This window comes from Acinetobacter sp. SWBY1, from assembly GCF_002946595.1.
GTDB classification, from domain to species: Bacteria; Pseudomonadota; Gammaproteobacteria; order Pseudomonadales; family Moraxellaceae; genus Acinetobacter; species Acinetobacter towneri.
This window is the reverse complement of record NZ_CP026616.1, coordinates 1,538,247-1,562,236: the sequence shown is the minus strand read 5'-3', so window position 1 is coordinate 1,562,236 and position 23,990 is coordinate 1,538,247. Positions and strand designations below refer to the sequence as shown.

The following is a 23,990-nucleotide window of genomic DNA, read 5'->3' as shown; positions in this document are numbered from 1 at the left end:
TGAAGTTATGTGATGACAGATTCCTCTGCTTTGGCGGCTCAGATTATCCCAATGTATAAAAGGCATGCCCGAGCGTGGACGGCTTTACGTGGTCAGGTGCTATATGAGAAAAACTGGCTGGATCGTTTGCTGCGTTATTTACCTGCGCAGGCCAAAATTTTAGATTTAGGTTGTGGTTCAGGCCGTCCAATTGCAGCGTATCTATTACAACACAGGCATCAGCTTACAGGTGTGGATAGTTCAGACACCATGCTGGAAATGGCACGAGAACATTTTCCATCACAATGTTGGATTGAAGCCGATATGCGTTCTGTAGAATTGAATCAGCGCTTTGATGCTATTTTGGCGTGGGATAGTTTTTTTCATTTAACGCCACAAGACCAGCATGGCATGTTTACACAATTTGCAAAGTGGTCTAAACCCAATGCCGTATTGATGTTTACAAGTGGGCCAGCAGCAGGCGAGGCAATCGGGGAAATGTTTGGTGAGGCTCTCTATCATGCCAGTTTATCGCAAGAAGAATACCGTCAATTGTTAGCACAACATGGGTTTAAGGTATTGGACATGCAGGCTGAAGATCAGGATTGTGCAGGGCATACGGTGTGGTTGGCGCAGAAGTTTTGATATTCGTTATGCTCAATAATAATGTGGAACAATGATTGAGAATTGAGCGTAGAAAGTGAAAAACCATAAAAAAAGCCCATTCGATGGAGAGTGGGCTATAAAATAGGTATTAACATATTGAATTATAACACAATTTCAAAAGCATTGCGTATAAGGTGTATTATGTAAATTGTAGAAGAGCTAATTAATGTTTTTACTCAAACAAATATTTAGAACAGAATAGTAGACCTCTTTCATAAGTCATTTTTCACTCAATTCCATATTATAAATCCCCGCGATTAAATTAAATCTCAGACCAAGTCTTTTACCTCTATTTCGGTAACGGTCAGCCAGAGTTTTAAAGGTCTTAAGGCGACTAAATACGTGCTCAATCCCGATTCTTCTTTTGTTGATCTCTTGGTTATACATTTTAAGTTTAGGATCTAACTTACAGTGTCGTTTAGCTTTTAACGGCAATAGACTATTAGCGTAAACAGCATAAATTCCCTGATAGCCTTTATCTGCAAGGATAAAAGCCCCTTTAGGAATTTGATTTAAATTGCGTTTGAATAGCTCGAAATCATGCACTGCACCGCGACTCGTACACAAGCTTAGGATTTGCTGAGTTCTATAATGAATGATCGCCTGTACCTTGAAAGTGTGACTCTTTCTCTTGCCACTATAGCTTTTCTTCTGTTTTTTTAGGTCTTTGTATTGGAATTTCTGTGGCATCTACGATGACAACATTCCAGTCTATGCCTTCACCTGTAGGTAAATTCTTCGGTAAATTGAACAGGTTTGACTGAATTAAGCAGTCTTCCACATGACGTACAATTCGTGAAGCTGTTGGCTCTGAAACACCATAGCTCGTTGCAACATGAAATAAAGTCCGATACTCCCTCCAATAGCTCAGGCATAGAAGAACCTGATCTTCTAAGCTTAGCTTGGGTGGTCTACCTTTAGCAGGAATTTTCTTCTTTAATTGTTCAACCATTAAATAAAAGGTTGACCATGAGATGCCTGTATATCGCTTAAACTGTGATTCAGAAAGCTTCTTTGAATCGATGTATTTCATCTGTAGATTATGCACCAATATGCAGAAAAATAGAGTGCAAATCTTCAGCGAAGGAGCGGTCTTTTTTTGATTTATGAAAGAATTCTAATGAAAATGTCGGTGAGTTGCATCGGGTGGATGCACAGGGAAATCGGATTAAACAACATTTTGCAACTTTGCTGGCGCAGAGGGTTTCACTGTAATTTATTTCACAATGGAAATTCCCTCTCCTTATTAAGGATGAGCGTAATTACGCGCAAGAGGGAGAGGATGAAATTAAAAAATACCCTTATCCTCAAGCCCCTCTGAAAATTGGTTGATAAATTTTCAATAAAGAGACTATGGTACTTGGTCATTTGGGTTCGTAAATGCCCCACAATTGGTATTGTGAACCCAGAATGATCGTGTCCCGACATAGTAGGTATGATAATCTTCAACTTCAAAATTATAGACATCAGCGAGATATGGAATATATTCACTTTCTCCTTGTTCATTCTCAGAATGATAAGAATTATAAGCAAACTTCCCATTTATCCTTCCTGTTTCTCTAATAGTATTCAAATCAAAAGCTGAACCATAGCCATCGCCTTCAGGGTCTAATGCCCATGCAATATGCGCTTCTTCTGTTTGATATAATTGCGTTGCATGTAACACGACAAAATATTTATTATTTGACTGAACAACATCGCCATTATTTAACTGATCAAGGCGGCTCCATCGTCCTTGAGTTAATACTAAACTATCTAACTCTCCAGCAATTGAAGCAATGCCACATACCCAGAAGGAGTGGTTAGCTGTTGCAATAATTTCGGAAGAAAGAGTTGGGTTGTTAATAAAATCAGCCACTAACTCTAAAGTACGCAGTACCCATACTGGTTTTTTATCTAGTTTAAAAGTATTAACTACAGGCTTATACTCCTGAATATCTGTACCATCTTCAGGTCTTGATAAAACTAAATCTCCGATTTGAATATCTTCAATCTGTTTCCACATTATATGTGGTAAATCAAGATTTCTTTGAACACGGATTAAAGTTCCGGCAATAAAACAACCAGTAAATGTTGTTATTTCTTTCAATTTATCACCCATAAAAATGCCAAAAAAAATACCCTAAGAACAAATGATCTTTTTATGTTAGAGGCTATTGATTATGAAAAAGATGTAGCATTCAAATTGTAACGTAAGCGTCCGCTGAACCCCATACCTATTTTTTAATTTTGGTCGGGTTGCCACCGGTGTGGCAGTAATTCTTCTATTTGGGTCACTTTATGTGTCGGTAACCTTTTCAGCACATCACTTAAATAGGCATACGGATCCAAGCCATTCAGCTTTGCTGACTGGATTAATGTCATAATATTGGCTGCTCGCTGACCGCTGCGCAGCGAACCTGCAAATAACCAGTTCTTACGTCCCAACGCCCAGGGGCGCATCTGGTTTTCCACCCAGTTATTGCAAATCGGTAGATTGCCATCATCCAGATAGCGCTTAAAGCTGGCCAACGCTTCAGAGTGTAATTGATCGCCTTGGCGGTGGGAGAACTCGATGCACAGTCAGTTGATGTTGGTTGAGCCATTCATACAGTTGTTGCATCACCGGTTGACTATGCTGTTGTCGGTATTCGCGGCGCTGTTCTGCTGTACCATCGGTCTTTTTCCTGAGCTCTGCTTCTATCGCATACAGTTTCTGAATCAGCACTAAGGCCTGTTCAGCGACCTGACTTTTTTTGGTCACATGTAGCTCATGGAATTTACGACGTGCATGGGCCATGCAGCCCACCTCAATGACCTGGCCTGATTTAAAGCGTGCTTTATAACCACTGTAATCATCACAGACTAGATAACCCTGCCAGCCTTTCAAGAACTCTGCAGCATGCTGGCCTGAACGACTATCCTGAAAGTCATAGATCACCGCCTGAACTGGATTGTACTGTGTAGTGGCATAGGCCCAGACATAACCTTTCTTCGGTTTTTTATCATTCTCACCCATCCGCATGATGGTGACCGGTGTTTCATCGGCATGGATCACCCGCTGTTGCAGCACCACCTGTTTTAAGGCATTGGCCAGAGGTTCTAGTTCCACACCGCAGCGACCAATCCAGTCAGATAAAGTAGATCTGGACAGATCAATGCCCGCCCGCTGATAGATCAGGCGCTGACGGTACAGCGGCAAATGATCGGCATACTTCGATACCAAAACATGGCTGAGCAGTTCAGGTGAAGCAATGCCTTTATCAATCACATAGGCGGGCATCGCTTGCTGAGTCAGAGTGTCACACTGATCACAGACCCATTTACCACGCACATGCTGTTCCTTATAGAACTGTGCCGGTCTGAAATGCAGTTTTTCACTGACATCTTCGCCGATACGACGAAGTTGGCAGCCACAAGCACATTGGGTTGATGCAGGTTCATGCTCAATACGGATGGTGTGTAGATGATCTGGCAGTGGTCGACGTTTAGGTTTATTGGTTTTGGCTTTGTGTGTCACTGCATCGGTTTTATCTGCATTTAGCCGTTCCAGTTCTAGATCAACCGCGGCAATATCTTCTTCAACCGCTTCATCCCACAGGTGGATTTGTTTTGCAGTGAGATGTTCGTTTTTACTGCCGAATTTATGCTTTTTAAACAGCGCCAGTTCATGCTCGTATTTTTGATTGAGAATAGAAAGATGCTGAACTTTGGCATCCAATTGCTGGTTTGATTTTTCTAATTCTTGATTTGATTGTGCCAGAGACTGATGCTGCATCGCCAACTGCCGGGTAAATTCCAGCAGTTGTTCATGGGTCAGTTGGCTTAAGTCAGGCAGCGTATTCATGACCGCAGTATGCCTGAGGTCATGAGAAGAATGAAATAGAACGTTTGGAGAATAGCAGAATGGAACAGCCTGGTTTAAAGCATCGTCACCACCTGCTGTCGTCCAATGCGCTGCCAGGGCAAACCCTGGATTAATGCCTGTAACTGTTCCGGGCTGAGGGCCACGGTTTCACCTTGGTGAACTTGAGCCCAGTGGAATTTTCCCTGTTCCAGCCGCCTGGCACACAGCCAGATGCCCAGTCCATCATGTACCAGCACTTTCATACGATGGCCACGTTTATTACAGAACAGGTAGGCGCAATGCGGTTTGATTGAGCCAAAGGCTTTCATAATCTGCGCCATGACCGTATCCATCCCTGCTCGCATATCCAGAGGTTGGGTGGAGAGCCAGATTTCATCAATGCGGATCATGTTGCAAGTACCTTGAGTAATTCTGCTAAAGCAGATATTTTCGATACTTGCCATTTCAAGCCAATTTTTGCTTTTGAGTGGGGTAAAGTAATTTGAACCGTTAACATGTCAGTAGGAGTAGGATCTAATGGTGCAGAGCAAGATAAGGCAATAAATGCAGGTTTATTCGGTAGTGGTGAGCGATCACTCCCTGGCTTAGCATCAATTAAGCGAATCCATTTGGATACAAGATTTGTATTCAATCCATGTTGCAAAGCGACTGAAGCAATTGAAACGTCCGGTGCTTTACAAGCCTGAACGATCTGCTGTTTAAATTCAGCACTGTATGTTCTTCGTTTTTTCGCAAGAGATGCGATGGATGTCTGATTATTTGTAGTCATAAATTTAAGTCCCCACTTGTTTCTAAGTGGGGACTAAATTAAGGCTTATAGGATGAATTCAGAAGGTGTGTTCAGCGGACGCTTACCTCTATTAATCCTTTAAGTACAGTCCATAAACTACTCATACTATTAGAGTCAATATTTTGCAAAAACAGTTCTAATATATTTGAGAGATATAGAAGACTTCATTGAATCAAAAATCTAAATGAGAGGCACCTACCTAGGTGCCTTCTCATTTAAAAAAAATCTCTTAGACGAAATCTACACATAAAAAACCACCCAATTTTTCAATCAGGTGGTTTGTAAAACTTAACTTTACGAGTTATTGAGCTGCTTGTTGCTCTGCTTGAATTGCAGTCAATGCAATGGTGAACACAATGTCATCTACCAATGCACCACGTGACAAGTCATTCACTGGCTTGTTCAAGCCTTGTAGCATTGGGCCAACACTCACCACGTTAGCAGAACGCTGTACTGCTTTATACGTCGTGTTACCTGTGTTCAAGTCAGGGAAAATGAACACATTGGCGCGACCTGCAACTTGAGAGTTTGGTGCTTTAGAGCGACCAACACTTTCAACCGATGCTGCATCGTACTGTAATGGGCCATCAATCAGTAAGTCAGGACGACGTTGTTTCGCAATTTCAGTCGCTTTCGCTACTTTTTCTACGTCAGCACCTGCACCCGAAGTACCAGTTGAGTAAGAAATCATGGCAATACGTGGGTCAATACCAAACGCTTTTGCAGAGTCAGCAGATTGAATCGCAATTTCAGCCAATTGTTCAGCATCTGGGTCTGGGTTAATCGCACAGTCACCGTACACATATACTTCATCTGGTAGTAACATAAAGAAAACAGACGAAACTAAAGAGTAATCAGGTGCAGTTTTAATGAGCTGGAATGCAGGACGAACTGTATTGGCTGTAGTATGCACAGCACCAGACACCAAACCATCAACCTGATCAAGTGCTAACATCATCGTACCTAATACGACAGTGTCTTGCAGCTGTTCACGTGCTTGATCGTCAGTAAGTTTGCCTTTACGCATTTCCACCATTTTTTCGACATAGTTTTCACGAATCAAGTCAGGATCAATGATTTCTAAGTCGTGTGGAAGCTCAATACCACGTGCTTTGGCAACATCAACTACGGCTTCTGGTTTTGCCAATAATACGCAGTGCGCAATACCACGTGATTGACAAATTGCTGCAGCTTGAACGGTACGTGGCTCATCACCTTCTGGAAGCACGATACGTTTTTTCGCTGCAATAGATTTTTGTACCAATTCATGGCGGAATGCAGAAGGCGATAAACGTGGTTTATGCGTATCGCTGATTAATTGAGTTAACCATTCTGCATTGATGTGACTGGCCACAAAGCGGGTAACTTGTTCTGCACGCTCAGTATCATCTACAGGAATTTCGTTGCTCAGGTTTAATAACTGTTGTGCAGTTTCAAAGGTGCTCAATTTAGTATGTAAAATTGGCAAGCCATTTTTCATTGCTGCTTGGCAGAACTCTAAAGCTTGTGCGCTTGGTGCTTGATGTTCAGTTAACACCAAACCTGCAAGTGGAATACCATTGCTGCTGGCTAAGCTACTGGCAAGCAATACATCGACACGGTCAGAACCACTGATAATCAGCTCGCCTGCAACGAATTTATGCATTTCGTGTTCAATATTCGATGCAATTAAGCTGCTGTGTAATACACGGCGCTGCGCTGCTTCACCTTGGTTAATCCATTCTGCAGAAATGTGTGCAGCCAAGTCCGACATACGTGGCACACTTAAAGTATTGCTGAATGGCACCAAGCCAATCACTGGCATGCAATCTTTACCAATCATTGAATGTGTAGTTTGAATTTTGCTGACAAACTGGTTGGTGTCGCTAATTAAACGTAAGTTTGGATCAAGCGTAACAGGAATTTGTGCAGAATCTTCTGGTAAACCTTTGGTACGCATAAACAATACGCCCGCAGTACGCTCACAAGTTGCACCACCAAAGAAACGTAATTGATTGTCTACTTTGGCAGCTGTTTTTGCAGCATTGTTGATGTCGGCATTGCTGACAATAATGACTTTTGCATCAAGTGCTTTAGCCAAATTTGCATTCAATTCAGTTGCAAAAGGATCGCGTCCGTTTGGCAACACGCCTTCTACAATAATGATATCGTGATGTTTAGAAATTTCACGATGTAAACGAACTGCATCTTCAAGCAATTCGTCATTTTCATCATTTTTTAAACGCTCAGTCAGCGCAGTATAAGAAATCGGCTCAACTGTTTCATGCTTGAACAGGTGACGATACAACGCAGTTGTGCGGTCTGCTTCAGGTTGTAATTCTTGTGAAAAAGGCTTTAAGAAACCTGCTTTTACGCCTTGGCATTCCAAAGCGTAAATTAAACCTAAACATGCTGATGTTAAACCAACACCAATTTCTGTAGGAACCAAAAGTATTGTTTTCATAATTTTTTCTAAATCGTAAAGGGACTGATTGAAAGTGGCTGAGCACTACGATTGCTTAAGCAATCGCAGCGTCACATTCAGACTTTTTTGCAGCTGACTTTAGCTCCTCTGCAACTTGCGCAGTTTCTTTCGCAATACGGCCTTCTTCGTCAGTTGGTACAACCCAAATTTGTGGACCGCCTGTACCTGCATCAATACGACCTTCAGTACCGCGTTTTAAGCTGTCATTGCGTTCTTTGCTGAAGTTAAAGCCAAAGTGTGGCAAGTAAGATACAGTTTTTTCACGGATGTACGCAGAGTTTTCGCCAATACCACCTGTGAAGAATAAGCCATCTAAGCGTGGTAAACCACAGCTAAGTGCAGCTAAAGATTTAGCTAAACGGTAGCAGAATACTTCAATTGCAAGCGTTGCATCTTCGTTGCCTTGTTCAGATGCTTCAATCAGGGTACGCATGTCGTTCGATAAGCCTGACAAACCAAGTAAACCACTTTGGCTGTTTAGCATTTTGTCAATTTTGTAGATATCCCAACCTAAGTTGCTTGCAAGGAAGCTGTGTAAGCTTGGGTCTACATCACCACTACGAGTACCCATCACCAAACCTTCAAGTGGGGTTAGGCCCATCGATGTGTCTACACTTTGACCATTCCAGATTGCACAAGTCGAGCTACCGTTACCCAAGTGAGCAGTTAACCAGCCACCTTGTTTGAAGCTGCCAGCCAACTCTGAACCGCGCTCTGAAACGTATGCGTGACTTGTACCGTGGAAGCCATAACGACGTACGTTGTGGTCGGTATATAAGAATTTAGGCACTGCATAACGGTAAGCGTGAGCAGGCATCGTTTGGTGGAATGCAGTATCAAATACAGCCACTTGCGGAAGTTCTGGAAACAAACGCATTGTTGCTTCAATACCCACCAAGTGTGCAGGGTTGTGTAAAGGTGCAAGCGGAGTTGCTTCACGAATACGTTGCACGATTTCTTCAGTTAATAATTCTGCTTTGGTTAAAGTACCGCCGTGTACAACGCGGTGACCAATGGCTTGTGGCTTATATTGAGATAAGCGACCAAGAATAGTTTCCAATGCTTTTTCATGGTCAGCATGTGGAATAGAAAGTTCGAGCGGCTCACCACCTGCGGTAATGCCTTTAATGCGCGCATCAGCAGAACCTAGATTTTCTGCCAAACCAAAGATACGATCTCCAACGCTTTCAGATACAAGCGCATATTTGATAGAAGAAGATCCGCAGTTAATCACTAATACTGATGTAGTCACTTTTATGTACCCGAATTCTAATTGAAGTTATCCCTAGTCAATCAAGCTGCATTGCAAGATATGGCAAACGGCAATCTATTGTGTTGCAATCTTGATCATTACGTATGTTTTATCATGGGTTTTTTATTGCTCCTAGATAGACTTTAGGAGATTAGACTTAAGCATTATCGACCATGAAATCAGAAATAATTAAAATTTATCAGCCCGAAACTTTCATTTTTTCATGAAATGATGGTCTAAAATTTCTGCTTAATTCCTGTTGTATTCTCTTAACATAGCACACTTCATTCTGCAGGCGAGTGGCAAACTGTTTTAAATTATTTCCTCAATCTTTGTCGGTTTATTTTGATTTGGCAGCGTATTTAATTTCCGACCAACGGACAATCACATAAGCAATCAGTGCCACCATAAAAAACACCAACATCATCCACGCCAAGCCTTGTAAGGTTTCAATAATGGTGCGGTAAATTTCCAATACCCAGCGTTCTTGCGTCAGTTCAATCACAGTTCTTTTGTCATTTTCGGCATAGGTGAGTGGGGTAATGTATTTTTCCATATCGTAAATACGAATGCCTGAAGATGTGCCGACCACCATGCCTGCAAATTTGGTGTACTTTGCCCATGCTTCATGAATTGGGTCGTGGATGATACGCGCCAAAATTGCATTGATGGAGCTAGAAAACAGACGCATGACAATAAACGACACCAACAGTGCCAAAGCAAAGGTACTAATAATCAAATAATAAAACATAAGCATCGCCACTCTTTTTGATGATTTTTCTAATCCTGATGGTGTTTTTATTTTAAGTGAGCGTGAAGCAGAAATGTGTAGTGGAACTGTGTCTTAAAACAATGTCTAAAAAATAGAAGGGAATAATGTTCAGCTTCCTGTGAAACTGAACATTATATTTGAGTGTTACAAAATTACAGATGGGCTTTATTGGCGGATTTGACCATCGCCAAATACGATCCATTTTTGTGAGGTTAAACCTTCTAAACCGACAGGGCCACGGGTATGAATTTTATCAGTAGAGATTCCAATTTCAGCACCTAAACCATATTCAAAACCATCGGCAAAGCGTGTAGAAGCGTTAATCATGACTGAACTAGAATCTACCGCAGCCAAGAATTGACGCGCCAAACTAAAGTTTTCAGTAATAATGGCATCAGTATGATGTGAACCATATTTATTGATATGTTCAATTGCCTCATCAATTCCTGAAACCACTTTAACTGCCAAAATTGGGCCTAAATATTCGGTGTACCAATCTTCTTCGGTTGCTGTTTTAACACTTGTACCCAAAATCTTTTGGGTTGCAGGACAGCCGCGTAATTCGACTTGTTTTTCTGCATATAGCTCGGCAATACGTGGCAAGAATTGTGCGGCAACAGCCTCATCGACCAACAATGTTTCCATGGCATTACAGACGCCATAACGGTGAGTTTTTGCATTCAGGGCAATAGGCAGGGCTTTTTGTAAATCGGCCTGTGCTTCTACAAATACGTGACAGTTACCATCCAAATGTTTAATCACTGGAATACGCGCTTCATTGCTGATGCGTTCAATCAGACTTTTACCGCCACGTGGCACAATTACATCTACATATTCAGACATGGTAATTAATTGCCCAACGGCAGCACGGTCTGAGGTGTTAATCACTTGCACCGATGTTTCTGGCAAGCCTGATGCTTTTAAGCCGTGTTGAATCGCGGCAGCAATCGCTTGGTTAGATTCCAGTGCTTCAGAACCACCACGTAAAATAATCGCATTGCCTGATTTTAATGCCAAAGACGCAGCTTCAAGGGTTACGTTTGGACGTGATTCGTAAATCATGCCCACCACACCTAGCGGTACACGCATTTTGCCCAATTGAATACCAGATGGACGGTAAGCCATATCGGTAATTTCACCAATTGGATCCATGAGACCAATCACATCTTTCAGACCTTGTAACATGCCTTTAAAGCGTGCGGGGTTAAGTTCTAAGCGATCAAGCAGTGCGCTATCCAAGTTGTTGTTACGACCTTTGGTCATATCAATTTGGTTGGCAGCTAAAATAGCGGACTCGCTATTTTCCAATGCCGTATAAATAGCCGATAACGCATTGTTTTTAGATTGGGTAGAAGCGCTTGCTAAGACACGAGAGGCTTGGCGTGCTTGTTGTCCTACCGTTTGCATATATTGTTCAATAGACTCTTGCATAGCGGTTTGATCACTTAGAAATTTCAACTCGATATTAACAGTCTGTACCTGCACAATGAAGCGTCTCAGCGGAAAATCGACTAAATTGTTCAATCTTTTCATATTTTTCAATGCTTTCATCACAAAAATTAATATTTTGAAATGCTTTATGATTTAAAAGTAGATGAGCGGTCATAGAAAATGTTGCGTATAAAATCAGCACCTGTATAGAATGATGCGATAACGACATTGATGTCATTCACAACAATAAGCAGGATGCCACTTTAATTCAGATTAATTCAGATAAGTGGGTAATCGTTCAATGACGAACACTTGCACAATAAAAATAAAATGCGCATGGAGGTAAGGAATATGAATTCCATGATCCAGATGGACACGGATGTACAGGACGCAAGTTCGCATGTCTGTTTTTTTGATATTTACGATAAACACAGCTTTAAACAACCCGCTCGTACCACTTGGATCAACGGCTGGAAAGTGGAATACATGGCAATTGCTCAGCCAGAAACCGCACATTTAACTCCAATTGTGATTATTGGTGGTGCATTCCAAAACTTTAATTCATATAAATATTGTGTCGAGCAGCTTTTTCGTGCAGGGCCAATCATTTTAATTGATATGCCATCTATGGGCGCCAATCAGCAAATGACCAATGTGGAAACAGGTGAGTCGGCAGGAACGCTAGAACTGCATGATTTAGGTCAGATGTTGGGTGATTGGCTGGATATTGTCGGCTTAGATAAAGTATCCGTCATGGGCATGTCATTGGGTTCGGTGGTGGCATCGTGTCTAGCAGATCAGCGTCCTGAATTGATTGATCGCATGATTTTAATGGGGGTTATGCAAAAGACCCGTAAAAGTTGGCGCATGTTGCTTGAAGAATCACTGCATTTAATGAAAGAGCAGCGCATGGATGAATTTGGTCAGGCGGTGATTTTATACTTGGTCAATCATGCCAAAATGGAACAAACTCGCATGTCACCGACTGCAAAGCGTTTGTTTTACCGACAAATGGCCGACTTTACCGCTACAGAGCAAGATCGCTACGATGTGAACTGCAACCGTTTATTGCGGTTAACCAATGTGCCTATTCCGCAATGTAAGGTTTTGGTGGCGTGTGGGCAATATGACAGTTTTACCTTGCCGCATGAAAATGCCAATTTCGCTTTACAGTGCCCTAATATGGAGTTTGCCATGATTGCCAATGCAGATCATGTGCCGCAATTACAGCGCCGTAAAGAAACCATGAATTTATTTGCGACCTTTTTAAGCGATGAATCTATTCAGGACTTAGATGGCATTATTCCAATGACACGTGCGCAACTATTGACGATGGAACGCCGTGGAGAAGCGCGTATTCGGGTGCAAAATCCGCAAAGTCATTTGCAGTATCGTCATTCTGATTTGAAAATTGCCACGCACATTGTCGATTTAAACTTCTTTGGTGTATTGCTTGATTTTGAAAATGCTGCGTTGGCGGCACAAGCAGCAGAGTTTGAACGAGATATGGCCTTAGAATTACAGGATGAGGAAGGCAGTTTTAGCATTGAATGTTTAATTTTTGAAAGCCAAGGGCAGCAACTACGCGCATTATTTAAGCATGGTAGTTTTGAGGTGGCAGAGCGTTTGTTGCGTTATGTGGAACGTCAAAAAGCGGCTGCACAAAATTTGGAATATGCCCGTTAGTAGATAAAATCAGTGCTTGGTTTAAAATTATCCAAAGAAAATAGAATCAAAATAGCGTGTTAAACCACGCTATTTTTTTTGTAGGCATGAACCATCCAGACTAAATCGCCTAAATGTTCTGCGGTTGTTTTTTCTAAAGAGCTGTTGGAAAAATACAGTTGTGGTTGTTGTAGCTGCACTTGCTCAAAACCTGCATTTTGAAAAAACTGAGTTAATTCCTGCGGAGATTGAAAGTGAAAGGTGAAAGCACTGCGTGACATAAATTTCAATAATCGGCTGCAGTTCCAAATAAAATTGGCGAGCTTGTTTTTGACGGGTTCAGGGTAAATATCGGTTAAATAATGCAGTTCTCGAAAGTCTTGGGTGTAGTTACACATGCCATTTAACAGCTGTTGTAGCATGTCTTTGCTGAAGTAGTTAATTAAACCTTCACTAATAATTACTAAGGGCTGCGAGTGATCAAAATATTCAAAGGCCTGTTGAAAGGATTCACTAAAAATATCGGCGGTGAGAACTTCAGGTGCGTCGTGGTCAATTTGTCGTAACGCTTGAGTTTTAATTTGCGCCATATCAGGCAAATCCAGTTCACGGTAATTCAGTTCAGGATATTTTTGTCGAAAGTTCCAGCTGCGTGGTGACAGCCCAGATGCAATTTCGAGCACTTGTAATTGCGGATGTTGCTGAATCAGTGCGGTTAAGTGTGCATCAATCATTTGGTGACGTTGTTTGAGGGTGCTGCGCATACTGCCGCCCACATGACGTTCTGCCCAGTTTTCTAAAGGATGTACCAATTTGGCTAAAAACTTGCCTTTTCGGGTCGCAAATACAGGATGTGAAATCCCCCTTTGATACCAGATATATCCCGTATAATGTGCGGTAAAAGAAATATGCCGATGTTTGGACAATGCAGTCGTGTCTGAGCGAGTTGGCTTGGCATCCGAGTTGTGCATTTCAGTCCTTTTTTCTGTCGTGATTTTGCTGTTCAGCAATGTTTTTGTCATTTTCGTATAGACCTTAATTGTTTGTATGGTGGTCGTTGTCTTTTTAGGCATGCTTTGACACTCAAGCTGCGGTGTCAGGCATATACTCAAAATAGAATAAGTTTATCATAATCAAAAAGGAACAAGCTGTCGTGTTCCTTTGTCGTATAAATGCTGTGAAAAAGTGAAGGCGTATAGTTAGTTTGTGGTGATCTCAAGTCGCAGCGTTTTTAGTGGTACTTGAGTAATTGGTCGGGTCGTGACTAGTTTGTGCTGCCAGTAGCGCGGCACTTTGTTCTTTAAATACCAAGATACGATCACGGACGCTTCGCCATTCATCACCCAAGTCTAAAACTTCAGCAATGCTAAACTCTGCACTAAGCTCAGGGATTTTACCGCGCATGCGTTCTAAACGTGCCTGATTCGGCAAGGGTAAATCGGCAATCGCATTTAAAGCCAGTTGTTGCGCTGCACGGTTGTTGCAGACCAAGCCCATATCACAGCCTGCAGCTAATGCTGCACGCAAACGGGCATCGGCATCGCCTGCCACACAGGCTGCTTGCATGCTTAAATCATCTGAAAAGAGTACGCCATCGTAACCCATATCTTGACGCAAGACCTGTTGTAACCAAAACTCAGAAAAACCTGCAGGGTTCGGATCGACCTGATCATAAATGACATGCGCAGGCATGAGCGCATCCAGTTGATTTTGCAGTTGGATAAAGGTTTGCATATCCTGTTGTTGAATTTCGGCAAAAGAACGTGAATCTATCGCGGCAGCAACGTGAGAGTCTGCTTTAACCGATCCATGTCCAGGAAAGTGTTTGCCTGTGGTTGCCATTCCTGCACGATGCATTCCACGTAAAAAAGCATCTGCCAAAGCAATAATATCGGCAGGACGCGCAGCAAAAGCACGATCTCCAATGACATCACTGATGTCATTTAAATCCAAGACGGGTGCAAAACTAAAATCAATACCTACAGCCAGCACCTCGGTGGCCATTAACCAGCCACACTCTTCGGCTAAATCTAAGGCACGTTCAGGTTCGTTTTGGTATAACTCGCCAAATCTACCCATAGCAGGCAATAGGGTAAAACCTTGTTTTAAGCGTTGTACGCGTCCGCCTTCCTGATCGACTGCAATTAAAATATCAGGGCGTACCTGACGCATGTGGTCGGTCAAGGCGCGTACTTGCGCAGGAGATTGGATATTTCGGGCAAATAAAATGACTCCACCGACTTGCGGAGCGCTTAATAGTTCAATATCTTCTTGAGTAAGTTCTGTGCCAGCGATGTCGAGCATCAATGCGCCAATCATATTGGGTGTCCGTATTCGATTTTTATCAATAAAAAAACAATACCCGAATTCTGCAATGATTTGCTACATTTTGACAGTACAGATTATGATAAAACTACACGACAGAACCTAATTAAGTTATATAAGATTTTGAATCTGCTCGATTCGCATTGAAAAGCAGAGATTGGTCAAAAACCAAGGACGTAAATATTTTTATGAAACTTCAAACCATCGCTTGTGCGGTTGCTATTGCAACTGGCGGTTTTTTCTTTTCTCACGCCATTAATGAAGCGATTGCAGCCAATAACACCGCTGCAGTGGCCAACAGTATTGTGCCGACGCAGGAACAAGCTTTGGTTTCGCGTCAATTGGCGACCTTGGTCGATCGTCAGCATTATTTAAATCAGCGTTTGGATGCGTCTACATCTCAGCGTATTTTTGAATTTTATATCGACAGTCTAGACCCAGACCACACCTTGTTTTTGGCAAAGGAAGTTGAACAGTACCGTAAACAGTATGCGGCAACTTTTGGTGCATCCTTAAAAGCGGGTAATTTGGCTGGGCCGTATCAAATTCATACGCAGTACCGTGAGCGTTTAAAACAGTTTTATAATTTCATGTTGGCAGAGCTGAAAAAACCACAAAATTTAAAACAGCCAAATGTCAGTATTGAAACAGATCGAGAAAAAGCACCGTTCTTTAAAACAGAAGCAGAAATGCGTGCGCACTGGCAAAAAATGCTGGTATCTCAGCTGATTAACCTCACCATCAGCAAAGAAGAAGAACTGGCAAAACAAAAAGCCATTAAAGACAATCCTGAGTTGACCAATGGGCAAGATTTGGCTAGTCCTGAAGATTTGACTCCAGTGCAAACGCTAACCAAACGTTATACACGTCAGTTAGAGCGCATGAATCGTTTAAAGAGTGATGATGTACTGGACAAAACTTTAAATGCGATGATGCTGACTTACGATCCGCACAGTAACTACTTCCCACCAGTCGATGCGATGGAGCTAAACCGTCAAACGACTTTACAGTTGGAAGGGATTGGGGTGTCGATTCGTCCTGAACGAGGCAATGAAGATTACACCAAAATTGAAACCATTGTTGAGGGTGGCCCTGCCAGTAAAACAGGACAGGTGAAATCGGGTGACCGCATTATTGGTGTGGCGCAAGATGGCGAAAAAATGGTGGATGTGGTCGGTTGGCCAAGTAATGAAATTGTCGGTTTGATTCGTGGTAAACGTGGCACTAAAGTGACCGTGCGTTTACTTGGGGCTGGTGCTGCCATGAATCAGGCACGTAATGTGACCATTGTGCGTGATGTCATTCAGGAAGAGGATGCAGGAGTTCGTTCGCGTACTATTGACATCCGACGTGATGATCAAACTTATACTTACGGTGTGATTGAAATTCCATCTTTCTATTTGAACTATCGTGCACGCCGTGCGGGTAATGAATATCGCTCAGTTTCTGAAGATACCAACAATGCACTGAAAACGCTGGCTGCAAAAAATGTGGCAGGCATTATTGTAGATTTGCGCAATAACCCAGGCGGCTCACTTGAAGAAGTGGCACGTATGCTCGGGCAAGTGATTAAGTCAGGCCCTGTGGTGCAAATTCGTGATGGCAATGGCAATGTCAGCGTGTTTGAAGATGACGATGGCGGTGCACAGACTTATGCAGGCCCATTGGCGGTGATGATTAACTTAGCTTCAGCCTCTGCTAGTGAAATTTATTCTGCCGCTATTCAGGATTACCAGCGCGGGATTGTGATTGGCAGCACCACCACAGGTAAAGGTACAGCGCAGGTACAACTCGACACCTTGGCCTATGGTCAGGCGACCTTAACTCAACGTAAGTTCTACCGTATTACAGGCGGAAGTACCCAAAACAAGGGTGTGATTCCAGACATTAAACTGGTGGATATTTACAATGAGGAGTTTGGTGAACGCAAAGCGAAAAATGCCTTGAAGTGGGATACCATTCCAACTGCGCCATTTAAGCGTGAAGGTTCAGTGCAGCCGTATATCACCAAGTTGAGTCAATTGTCACAGCAACGTGTCACGCTTGATCCGCAATTTCAATATTTAGAACAACGTAAGCAGATTGCCAAACAAACTGAAGATCGCAAAAGTATTGTGTTAGATATTGAACAACGCAGAGCAGAGTTGCTGGCTTTGGAACAACAAACACTGACTGCAGAAAACAAACGCCGTCAGGAAACAGGTTTGAAACCATTTGCCAATTGGGAGAGCTATCAGGCATCCATTGATGCATTGGCAGAAGCGCGTGCCAAAATGAAGGCGGCACAACGTCCTGCCTTGCCTGAGGAAGAAGCTTTTGTGATTGAAGCAGCGCAGGTGTTACAAGATTATGCCATGTTACAAAAAGGTGTATCTGAGCCGAATCAACCATAAAACAATGCTACAATCTTAATCAAATAGAACCAGCAGCGAAAAGTTGCTGGTTTTTTATCCTCAAGCGAAAAGTAAAATAGCAAGATGTGTAAAGCTTTGAGTCAGATAGCTATTTTTAGCAGTTTTAAATTACTATTCTTGCATAATGACATATGATTTATTTGACTATTGACCAAAGCAGAATAGTATTAGATTCTAAAATCAATGCGGTCTTTGCTAGATCAATCCGTCGTTCAGGTTGCTTTTTAGTTATTATTTATAAGAGAGTGTGAGATTGAGTAGCCGAAAAACAATAAAATATGACAGAGATGGATACATATAATGATGCATGTACATTATGATCTGAGCTTGGTAATTGGCTCGGTAGCAATCTCAGTATTGGCCTGCTATTTTGCAGTGTCTGTTGAGCAAATGCTTTTTCAAAATGTACAACAACAACTAAAAAAAATTGCATTAATCATGAGTGGTTTACTGCTGGGTGCGGCAGTGTGGAGTATGCATTTTGTGGGCATGTTGGCATGCCAGTTACCTGCACCGTATCAATTTGATCTTAGCTTTACGACCCTATCTTTTGTTATTGCATTTATCGCTTCTACGTTTGCGGTTTGGCTGACCACGCAATCGACCCTGCCTGTGGCGCGGTTGATCCTGAGCGGCATTTTGATGGGGTTGGGCATTTCAGGCATGCACTATACGGGCATGATGGGAATTCAGGTAGAAGGCTACCGTAGTTATTATGATCCCACGATTGTTTTACTGTCTGTATTAGTGGCCATTGGCGGTGCAATACTTACCTTTTGGTTTATGTTTCATTCCAAGTGCAGAATGGGGCGTCAGGCACAATATAAAATTTTCATTGCGGTACTCATGAGTCTGAGCATTGTTGCCATGCACTATATAGGCATGGAAGCACTACATTTTTACTCTACAGCCGATTTGCCTCAATCAGGGCATTTTCAGATCGGGCAAGGGCCAGCCCTGTTGGTGGTTATTTTAGTGACCAGTTTGATTTTTGCTGCTGCGGTGGGCGTATCTCTGCTGGAGCTACGCTTAGAAGAAAAAAGCAGACAATTGTCTTTAGCCAATCGTGAATTGGCCAATCAGGCAGTCAAAGATAACCTGACCAAATTGCCTAACCGTTTATATTTAGCCGAATATGCACAATTGCTTTTTTCTGAACATCGGCAAAAAAATACTAAAATTGCGTTTTTGTATATCGACTTAGACCGCTTTAAAGCGGTGAATGACGTATTTGGACACCATGTTGGCGATCAATTGCTGATTCAGTTGTCTAAACGTGTGCAATCCCACTTGGGCGAAAATACCCAGTTATTAAGAATTGGTGGCGATGAATTTCTTTTGGTGATTGAACATACCGATATAGCAGAAGCCACGCTCATTTCTGAAAAAATATTAGAACTGATTCAGCAAAGTTTCTTAATTGCAGGCAAGGTCATTAATATTTCAGGCAGTATTGGCATTGCGATGTATCCAGAGCATGGCACCAATTTGCAAGATATTTTAATGAATGCTGATGCGGCGATGCTGACCTCTAAATATCAGGGGCGTAACACCAGTTCGGTATTTAATTATGATCTGGAGTTACTTGAGGCCAAAAGCCAAAGTAAGTTGATTAATGATTTATATAAAGCGGTTGAACAACAACAATTTGCGTTGTTCTATCAGCCAAAGTTTAAAGCCACTGACCATAAAATTTGTGGCGTAGAAGCTTTAATTCGTTGGTATCACCCTGTACATGGCTTACTTACCCCAAATATGTTTATTAAAGGAGCTGAAAAGACGGGGTTGATTATTCAAATTGGCTATTGGACGTTAGAGGAAGCCTTTAAACAAATTCAAATTTGGGAAAGATCAGGTGCACCGTTATTTCCTGTGGCTGTGAATTTATCGGCAGTGCAGTTTGAACATAAACACTTATTTTCGACTTTAGAAAACTTGTTTAAACGCTATGAGATTCAACCCCATCACCTGATGATTGAAGTGACTGAAAGTACAGCAATGCATCATATTGAATCGAGTATTCGTAGTTTTGAGCGTTTGCGTCAAATGGGGATTCAATTGGCGATTGATGATTTTGGCACAGGACATTCGAGTTTCTTATATTTGAAAAAATTGCCAGTCGATGAGTTGAAAATTGATCGTGCTTTTATTTTAGATTTGTGTTTGGACAGCAAAGAAGAATTAATTTTAGAAAGTATTATTCAGTTGGCCATTAAACTGGGTTTAACTGTGACCGCTGAAGGGGTGGAAACGCCATTGCAAGCTGAGATTTTAACCCGTTTAGGCTGTCAGCAGTTGCAAGGTTATTTATTAAGCTTACCTATGGATGTTGAGCGTTTAGAAGAGTTGTTTAAACATTCGGCTTAAGCTAGCGATCATGCTACCGCTCAAGATAGCGTACAAGTGAGCGACCAAGTCCAGCGTTTAATTTCAGTGATGAAACAAGATGAATATAGTTTGGCTGAGTTGATGCAGTTGTTAGGTTTAACTCATAGCGCAACATTCCAAAAGAACGATATGAATCCTGCCATAGAAGTAGGTTTGATTGAACGTACGATTCCAGAAAAACCGAAAAGCCAAAAGCAAAAGTATAGATTGAAAAAATAACTATATTCTCAGTTGTGGATAAATTAGAACATATCAACAATCAATAAAATTTGATTCAAATCTGCTACAATTACGCCAATTTTTCATATTGATCATTTTGATCTTATACACTGCGGTTCTGCAGTAGGTGTCTTGCATGAGTTTTAAAGATGAGTTAGCGGCGCAGGTCGCACAGCGACGTACTTTCGCGATTATTTCCCACCCCGATGCTGGTAAAACTACCATGACAGAAAAACTGCTGTTATGGGGACAAGCCATTCAAGTTGCAGGGATGGTAAAAAGCCGTAAGTCGGATCGTGGCGCAACATCTGACTGGATGGAAATGGAAAAAGAACGTGGTATTTCCATTACAACTTCGGTGATGCAATTCCCATATAAAGACAAAATGATTAACCTGCTCGACACCCCGGGGCACGAAGATTTCTCTGAAGATACTTACCGTACTTTAACTGCGGTGGACTCTGCACTGATGGTGATTGATGGTGCGAAAGGTGTCGAAGACCGTACCATTAAATTAATGGACGTGTGTCGTATGCGTGACACACCTATCATTTCATTCGTCAACAAAATGGATCGCGAAATTCGTGAACCATTAGAGTTGTTGGATGAAATTGAAAATGTCCTCAAAATTAAGTGTGTGCCAATCACTTGGCCAATGGGTACAGGGCGTGATTTCGCAGGGGTGTTTAACCTCATCGAAGAAAAGTTTTATGTGTACAAATCAGGTTTTGGTTCAACCATTCCTGAAATTGAAGTACGTGATGGCTATAACCATGCAGACCTACGTGAAAAAGTAGGTGAATTGGCATGGGCGGCATTTGAAGAATCACTTGAATTGGTACAAATGGCGAATGAGCCTTTAGACCGTGACGAGTTTTTAGCGGGTCGTCAAACACCAGTGCTATTTGGTACGGCTTTGGGTAACTTCGGTGTAGATCATGTATTGAATGCATTCAGTGAATATGCGCCGCCGCCAAAAGCACATCCAACGCAAGACCGTATTGTAGAAGCCAATGAAGAAGGCTTTAGTGGTTTTGTTTTTAAAATTCAGGCCAATATGGATCCGAAGCACCGTGACCGTATTGCTTTCATGCGAATCTGTTCAGGCAAGTATGAAAAAGGCTTAAAAATGAAGCATGTGCGTATTGATAAAGATGTACGTATCAGCGATGCCTTGACCTTCTTGGCAGGTGACCGTCAGCACCTCGAAGAAGCTTGGCCGGGCGACATTATTGGTCTACATAACCACGGGACGATTCAAATTGGCGATACCTTCACTTCGGGTGAAAAGTTGCAATTTACAGGGATTCCGCACTTCGCACCTGAAATGTTCCGTCGTGTACGTTTGAAAGATCCATTGAAGTCCAAACAGCTGCAAAAAGGCCTTAAAGAGCTTTCAGAAGAAGGTGCAACGCAAGTCTTTATGCCACAAAACAGCAATGATTTAATCGTAGGTGCTGTTGGTGTGCTACAGTTTGAAGTCGTCGCCTATCGCCTGAAAGAAGAATACAAAGTTGATTGTATTTACGAGCCTGTCAGCATCAACACGGTACGTTGGGTGTCTTGTGCTGATGAGAAAAAATTTAACGAGTTTAAGAAAAAAGCCCACGATCAGTTGTCTGTCGATGGTGGTGGTCACTTAACTTATCTCGCGCCAAGTCGTGTGAATTTACAGTTAATGCAAGAGCGTTACCCTGACATTGAGTTTAGAAATACACGCGAGCACTAAGCCTCAGGTTGATGATGCTTAATCTGGCAGATGCAATCAGCGTAGCGCAGATGAATGTTCGGCATGCCTAAAAGTTTCAAAATTAAAACAGCTTCTTTAGGAAGCTGTTTTATTATGGGGGCGGTAAAAGATTAAAGATTATTTTTGATAAATGAATTGGGGAAATCATGCAGCAAAAATCGGTTTATCTGGGTGCAATTTTGAGCGGGATGGTTTTGCTTAGCGCCTGTGACTCATCTAAACAAGATCAAAACTCAGATGAGCAAACGTCTATTTTTCAGAAAGATCAAGCAGATGTTTTGCCGTATTTGAATATCAAACAACAGGCGGCAGAAATTGCCTTACCTTTTTGTGAAAATAAAAACTGCATTGAATTAGAAGTACAAACTTTAAATACCCAAGATACATGGCTCAACAGTTGGATTGCAAAAAATCAGGCCATGGTGATTCAAGACCAAATTGGCTTAAAACAAAACATGAATTTGCAGCAAGCCGTAGATGCCTATGTGAAAAAATCCGATGCTTGGCAGGCACAATTAGATCAAAATAAAGCTTATGAATTGGCGATGTACACCCGTATGGCATATCAACGTAATCAATATGTTTTGTTGCAAGTCGGGGTAGATAGCAAACAGGAAGGCACGCAAGTCAAGGAACGCTATTATTTCTTTGTGGCAGATCGGAAGCAGCAAAAAGCCTTGTCTGTTTTAGATGTGATTGATGCCAAACAACAAACCCGTATGAATACTTTTGTACAGCAGGCCTATCAGGATTGGCTCAAAACACAAAGCAGTGACGTGCAAAAAGCAGCACCTGCCAAATTATACTGGGGGCAGGCAGATTGGTTTTTTGATGATCAGGGCTTAGGATTGCATTATCGCACCCATGAAATTGTCAAAGATGGCACGCAGTTAGATATTTACCTAAGCAAAGCACAAACACAACAAGTTTTAAAAGCAGACATCTATCCATCTATGTTTTAGTAGGTGAGTACGGTGACAAGCAAAAATAGATGAAATCAAGGTTGGATCCATGTTGAAAAATAAAAGTATTTTGGCGATCAGTATTTTAATTACAACGCTAGGGATTACTGCATGTCAGCCAAAGAAAACCGAACCAGAAACAGTCGAGCCAGAGCAGACGCAGGCGGAACAACAAAGCTTAAAACTGGTCGGGGATACTGAAAAACTGAATTTGTCGTTGCCTAAATGTGAAGGGAAAAATTGCCCTGAAATCTCAATTGAGCGTTTGAATAGTAATCAGGCCTTTATCGACCATTTTATTGATCAGAAAATTATTCAAGAATTGGCACAAATTTTAGAAATTGCACCACAGCAGGCGGTTTCTGAAGCTGCAGCAATTGAGAAGACAGCCAGTGAAAATACAGCAGCCAGTGCTGCAGATGCACCTGCCAGTAACCCCACTGCAGCTGCCATTGCACAAGTGGAAACTTTGGCGCAAAAATTAGAAAAACAAACCGTGCCTTATGTGCAAAGCTTTTTGGCACTTGATCAGGAGCTGAAAGCTTTAAGCTCAAATCATAAAATCAGTTTGATGATTAAGCCTAAAATTTTGAATGCAGATCAACCATTGGCAACCGTGGTATTAAATAGCAGCAGTTATTTGGGCGGAGCGCATGGTGCATCGGCACAGCAATACTATAATTTTGATTTAGAGCAGAAAAAATTAGTGTTGTTAAATGACATTCTGTTAGAGAAGCAGCGTCCCCAATTGGAGCGTAAAGCCTACGAAGCGTTTAAACAATGGGTCATCGCATCTGAACTTTCCACTAATGTGCAAGAATATGAACAAGCGTGGAAATTTAAGCTGTCGGAAAATTACTATTTAGGTCAACAGGGTTTAATTCTGCAATACGCAGAATATGAAATAGGCCCTTATGTCGTTGGTTTACCGCGTTTAACCATTCCGTATGCAGAACTGCAGGGGATTTTAAAAGCTGCGTATTTGCCTGTAACAGAAGCAGCCTCTGAAGCAACCGCAAAATCTGCCGAAGCCAGTGCAGTAAACACAACCAAAGCGAAATCTTAA

General features: G+C 42.0%; 18 protein-coding genes and 3 pseudogenes. 9 read left to right on the top strand and 12 right to left on the bottom strand.

Features of this window, described 5'->3' with window-relative positions; genetic code table 11:
* The first annotated feature begins 12 nt into the window (after positions 1-12).
* Positions 13-624 carry a class I SAM-dependent DNA methyltransferase gene (locus C3Y93_RS07430; protein ID WP_104852552.1) on the top strand — a complete coding sequence of 204 codons (612 nt, stop codon included), beginning with the start codon at positions 13-15 and terminating at the stop codon, positions 622-624.
* A 240-nt stretch (positions 625-864) separates the two neighbouring features.
* Here the strand turns inward: C3Y93_RS07430 and C3Y93_RS14280 are convergent, their stop codons facing one another.
* Positions 865-1,335: a transposase gene (locus C3Y93_RS14280; protein ID WP_158660395.1), complete on the bottom strand. Its 471-nt coding sequence runs from the start codon at positions 1,333-1,335 to the stop codon at positions 865-867.
* Positions 1,283-1,678 carry a transposase family protein gene (locus tag C3Y93_RS07420; protein WP_171287389.1) on the bottom strand — a complete coding sequence of 132 codons (396 nt, stop codon included), beginning with the start codon at positions 1,676-1,678 and terminating at the stop codon, positions 1,283-1,285. The genes C3Y93_RS14280 and C3Y93_RS07420 overlap by 53 nt, the downstream gene beginning before the upstream one ends.
* Before the next feature lie 86 nt (positions 1,679-1,764).
* Here C3Y93_RS07420 and C3Y93_RS07415 point away from each other — a divergent pair.
* Positions 1,765-1,860, top strand: a pseudogene (locus tag C3Y93_RS07415) (tellurite resistance methyltransferase TehB); the annotation flags it as partial.
* Positions 1,861-1,996: 136 nt separating this feature from the next.
* Here C3Y93_RS07415 and C3Y93_RS07410 read toward each other — a convergent pair.
* The 8 genes and pseudogenes from C3Y93_RS07410 to C3Y93_RS07370 all read right to left on the bottom strand — a co-directional run bounded on the left by C3Y93_RS07410 (position 1,997) and on the right by C3Y93_RS07370 (position 11,201).
* Complete coding sequence (locus C3Y93_RS07410; protein ID WP_104852550.1) at positions 1,997-2,746, bottom strand: hypothetical protein; 750 nt, start codon at positions 2,744-2,746, stop codon at positions 1,997-1,999.
* A gap of 122 nt (positions 2,747-2,868) precedes the next feature.
* A pseudogene (gene tnpC, locus C3Y93_RS07405) lies at positions 2,869-4,471 on the bottom strand (IS66 family transposase).
* A 74-nt stretch (positions 4,472-4,545) separates the two neighbouring features.
* A complete protein-coding gene (tnpB, locus tag C3Y93_RS07400) occupies positions 4,546-4,881 on the bottom strand; it encodes an IS66 family insertion sequence element accessory protein TnpB (protein ID WP_077164742.1) in 336 nt (111 codons plus the stop codon).
* Positions 4,878-5,261 (bottom strand): IS66-like element accessory protein TnpA, encoded by a 384-nt coding sequence (gene tnpA, locus C3Y93_RS07395; RefSeq protein WP_104852548.1) that lies wholly within the window; start codon positions 5,259-5,261, stop codon positions 4,878-4,880. Before tnpA ends, tnpB begins: the two co-directional genes overlap by 4 nt.
* Positions 5,262-5,583: 322 nt before the next feature.
* The gene (gene pta, locus C3Y93_RS07385) at positions 5,584-7,725 is read right to left on the bottom strand and encodes a phosphate acetyltransferase (protein ID WP_104852547.1); all 2,142 of its coding nucleotides are present in this window, start codon (positions 7,723-7,725) and stop codon (positions 5,584-5,586) included.
* Between the two features lie 55 nt (positions 7,726-7,780).
* The gene (locus tag C3Y93_RS07380) at positions 7,781-8,998 is read right to left on the bottom strand and encodes an acetate/propionate family kinase (RefSeq protein ID WP_096901391.1); all 1,218 of its coding nucleotides are present in this window, start codon (positions 8,996-8,998) and stop codon (positions 7,781-7,783) included.
* A gap of 340 nt (positions 8,999-9,338) precedes the next feature.
* The gene (locus C3Y93_RS07375) at positions 9,339-9,749 is read right to left on the bottom strand and encodes a hypothetical protein (RefSeq protein ID WP_104852546.1); all 411 of its coding nucleotides are present in this window, start codon (positions 9,747-9,749) and stop codon (positions 9,339-9,341) included.
* A 186-nt stretch (positions 9,750-9,935) separates the two neighbouring features.
* On the bottom strand, positions 9,936-11,201 hold the full coding sequence (locus C3Y93_RS07370) for a glutamate-5-semialdehyde dehydrogenase (RefSeq protein WP_096901406.1): 1,266 nt from the start codon (positions 11,199-11,201) through the stop codon (positions 9,936-9,938).
* Between the two features lie 351 nt (positions 11,202-11,552).
* Here C3Y93_RS07370 and C3Y93_RS07365 point away from each other — a divergent pair, with 351 nt between their 5' ends.
* Positions 11,553-12,887 carry an alpha/beta fold hydrolase gene (locus C3Y93_RS07365; RefSeq protein ID WP_104852545.1) on the top strand — a complete coding sequence of 445 codons (1,335 nt, stop codon included), beginning with the start codon at positions 11,553-11,555 and terminating at the stop codon, positions 12,885-12,887.
* Between the two features lie 59 nt (positions 12,888-12,946).
* Here C3Y93_RS07365 and C3Y93_RS07360 read toward each other — a convergent pair whose 3' ends face one another.
* Together C3Y93_RS07360 and nagZ are read right to left on the bottom strand one after the other, a co-directional pair.
* Complete coding sequence (locus tag C3Y93_RS07360; protein ID WP_104853259.1) at positions 12,947-13,837, bottom strand: class I SAM-dependent methyltransferase; 891 nt, start codon at positions 13,835-13,837, stop codon at positions 12,947-12,949.
* Between the two features lie 244 nt (positions 13,838-14,081).
* Positions 14,082-15,185: a beta-N-acetylhexosaminidase gene (nagZ, locus tag C3Y93_RS07355; RefSeq protein WP_104852544.1), complete on the bottom strand. Its 1,104-nt coding sequence runs from the start codon at positions 15,183-15,185 to the stop codon at positions 14,082-14,084.
* 194 nt (positions 15,186-15,379) lie between these two features.
* Between nagZ and C3Y93_RS07350 the strand changes: the two genes are divergently transcribed.
* The 6 genes and pseudogenes from C3Y93_RS07350 (at position 15,380) to C3Y93_RS07325 (ending at position 23,990) form a co-directional block, all read left to right on the top strand.
* Positions 15,380-17,584 carry a carboxy terminal-processing peptidase gene (locus tag C3Y93_RS07350; protein ID WP_104852543.1) on the top strand — a complete coding sequence of 735 codons (2,205 nt, stop codon included), beginning with the start codon at positions 15,380-15,382 and terminating at the stop codon, positions 17,582-17,584.
* A 321-nt stretch (positions 17,585-17,905) separates the two neighbouring features.
* Positions 17,906-19,972: a putative bifunctional diguanylate cyclase/phosphodiesterase gene (locus tag C3Y93_RS07345; protein WP_104852542.1), complete on the top strand. Its 2,067-nt coding sequence runs from the start codon at positions 17,906-17,908 to the stop codon at positions 19,970-19,972.
* Between the two features lie 3 nt (positions 19,973-19,975).
* A pseudogene (locus C3Y93_RS07340) lies at positions 19,976-20,212 on the top strand (Fic family protein); the annotation flags it as partial.
* Positions 20,213-20,348: 136 nt separating this feature from the next.
* A complete protein-coding gene (locus C3Y93_RS07335; RefSeq protein ID WP_104852541.1) occupies positions 20,349-21,941 on the top strand; it encodes a peptide chain release factor 3 in 1,593 nt (530 codons plus the stop codon).
* A 167-nt stretch (positions 21,942-22,108) separates the two neighbouring features.
* The gene (locus C3Y93_RS07330) at positions 22,109-22,924 is read left to right on the top strand and encodes a hypothetical protein (RefSeq protein ID WP_004974888.1); all 816 of its coding nucleotides are present in this window, start codon (positions 22,109-22,111) and stop codon (positions 22,922-22,924) included.
* Between the two features lie 49 nt (positions 22,925-22,973).
* Positions 22,974-23,990: an RsiV family protein gene (locus C3Y93_RS07325; RefSeq protein ID WP_104852540.1), complete on the top strand. Its 1,017-nt coding sequence runs from the start codon at positions 22,974-22,976 to the stop codon at positions 23,988-23,990.